General features: G+C 48.2%; 1 rRNA gene. It reads right to left on the reverse strand.

Going from position 1 to position 1638, the window contains the following annotated elements:
* Positions 1 to 44: 44 nt before the first annotated feature.
* Positions 45 to 1558, reverse strand: a 16S ribosomal RNA gene (locus NK213_RS19955).
* Positions 1559 to 1638 lie beyond the last annotated feature (80 nt).

A 1638-nucleotide genomic window follows, 5' to 3' on the forward strand; every position in this document is an offset into this window, starting at 1 on the left:
GAACAATCAAAATAAAAGAAGAAGCTGCCAATTTGTCTCCTTAGAAAGGAGGTGATCCATCCGCACCTTCCGGTACGGATACCTTGTTACGACTTCACCCCAATCGCTTACCACACCTTCAGTACTTCCTCCCCTTACGGGTTAGGCCAGCAATTTCAGGTGCAACAAACTCTCGTGGTGTGACGGGCGGTGTGTACAAGACCCGAGAACGTATTCACCGCGGCATTGCTGATCCGCGATTACTAGCGATTCCAACTTCATGAAGTCGAGTTGCAGACTTCAATCCGAACTGAGAACGGATTTCTTGATTTGCTCCATGTCACCATTTCGCTTCTCTTTGTACCGTCCATTGTAGCACGTGTGTAGCCCAGATCATAAGGGGCATGATGACTTGACGTCATCCCCACCTTCCTCCTGCTCTTCGCAGGCAGTCTCGCTAAAGTCCTCAACTTAATGTTAGTAACTAACGATAGGGGTTGCGCTCGTTGCGGGACTTAACCCAACATCTCACGACACGAGCTGTCGACAGCCATGCACCACCTGTCTTCCGGTTCCCGAAGGCACTTCAGTATCTCTACTAAATTCCGGAGATGTCAAGATCTGGTAAGGTTCCTCGCGTTGCGTCGAATTAAACCACATGCTCCACCGCTTGTGCGGGTCCCCGTCAATTCCTTTGAGTTTCAGCCTTGCGGCCGTACTCCCCAGGCGGTTCACTTATCGCATTTGCTTCGGCACAGACGATCTACTCGCCCACACCCAGTGAACATCGTTTACAGCTAGGACTACCAGGGTATCTAATCCTGTTTGCTCCCCTAGCTTTCGCACTTCAGCGTCAGTTTTTGTCCAGTGAGCTACCTTCGTCATCGGCATTCCTACATATATCTACGAATTTCACCTCTACTCATGTAGTTCCGCCCACCTTTCCAATACTCTAGAATTTCAGTTTCGTCGGCAAGCTAATGGTTGAGCCACTAGTTTTCACCGTCGACTTGAAACCCCGCCTAGATGCCCTTTATGCCCAATAATTCCGGATAACGCTTGCGACATACGTATTACCGCGGCTGCTGGCACGTATTTAGCCGTCGCTTATTCTGTTGGTACCGTCATTTTTTTCTTCCCAACTTAAAGCACTTTACAATCCGAAAACCTTCTTCGTGCACACAGAATTGCTGGATCAGAGTTACCTCCATTGTCCAATATTCCCCACTGCTGCCTCCCGTAAGAGTAAGGGCCGTATCTCAGTCCCCTTGTGGCCGTCCACCCTCTCAGGCCGGCTACCTATCATCGCCTTGGTAGTCCATTACACTACCAACTAGCTAATAGGACGCAAAGCTCTCGTATGGTATTGCTTTTCATAAATACGTGATGCCACATATCCATTATATCAGGTCTTATCCGTCGTTTCCATCGGTTATCCCTGTCCATACGGCAAGTTCTTTACGCGTTACTCACCCGTCCGCCATGATACCCTCTCCCCGAAGGGAGTCTTCTCATCGACTTGCATGTGTTAAGCATTCTGTCAGCGTTCATCCTGAGCCAGGATCAAACTCTTCATTCAATCTTTGTTTATCTATTTCACTACCTTAATTTTATCTTTTTCTTGGCGTTTGCTTCTTCTTCTATTTTCATTGTCCTTTT

It is taken from the genome of Sebaldella sp. S0638 (genome assembly GCF_024158605.1).
GTDB lineage: Bacteria > Fusobacteriota > Fusobacteriia > Fusobacteriales > Leptotrichiaceae > Sebaldella.